This is a genomic window from Streptococcus sp. HMSC078H12, from assembly GCF_001814615.1.
In the GTDB taxonomy this organism is placed as follows: Bacteria; Bacillota; Bacilli; order Lactobacillales; family Streptococcaceae; genus Streptococcus; species Streptococcus salivarius_F.
The window spans coordinates 1-971 of the sequence record NZ_KV817327.1 but is presented as its reverse complement, the minus strand read 5'-3'; the positions used below and the strand labels follow the sequence as shown (position 1 = coordinate 971).

Here is a 971-nt window from a genome sequence, read left to right as displayed (position 1 = left end):
TATCTTCACGAACAACTGTTACGGCTGGTGCTGTTCCTGTAAATGATTTCTCTGGAACAAATGTCACAGTTCCGTCTGCTGCTACTGTGTAAGTACCAACGCCGTCAACTGTCTTAGTCGTTGAGCCATCGTCAAATGTTGCTGGAACGTCATCGTTCATTGGAACACGGCTGTCACCTTCAGTAAATTCAGGCTTACCTGTTTGTGTTTGACCTTGTTTACCAGTTGATGTTGTATCTTCCGCAGTTGGAGTTACTGGTGTCACAGTTGGTGTGTACTTAGCTGTGATCTCAGTACCGTTCTTATCAACACGTTTAACCGTTACGCCTGAAGCAGTTCCAGTGAATGATTTTTCTGGAACGAAAGTTACGGTTCCATCTGGAGAAACAGTGTATGTTCCTTCACCATCTACTGTCTTAGTTGTTGAACCATCTTCGAAAGTAGCAGGTGTATCTTCGTCGATTGGAACATTTGGATCACCTTCTGTGAAGGTTGGTTTACCAGATTGTGTTTGACCTTGGATATCGGTAGATGTCGCATCTTCAGAAGTTGGAACGACTGGAGTAATCTTCGGTGTATAAGTTGTTTCAACTGTAGTTCCATTTGTATCAGCTGCTTGAACCTTAACCGGAACAACATCACCTGAGTATGATTTATCCGTTGGTGTGAAGGTCACAACACCAGTTTCTTTATCAACAGTGAAGGTACCAATCACATCACCTGTTGGTGATTTCGCATCTACTGATGCTACTGGCTGACCGTTTTCATCAAGAAGAGTAATGGTATCCTTGTCGATTGGTGCAACTGGGTCACCTTCAGTAAAGGTTACAGTTCCAGTTTGAACCAAACCTTGAGGTCCAGTAGATTCAGCTGGTGTTGCTGTTGGAGTTACTGGAGTTACAGTTGGTGTGTAAGTTGCAGAAGCTTTTGTTCCGTTCTTATCTTCACGAACAACTGTTACGGCTGGTGCT

1 pseudogene is annotated in these 971 nt (G+C 43.7%); it reads right to left on the bottom strand.

Annotated elements, in window-relative coordinates:
* Positions 1–971, bottom strand: a pseudogene (locus HMPREF2979_RS06280) (CshA family fibrillar surface protein C); the annotation flags it as partial.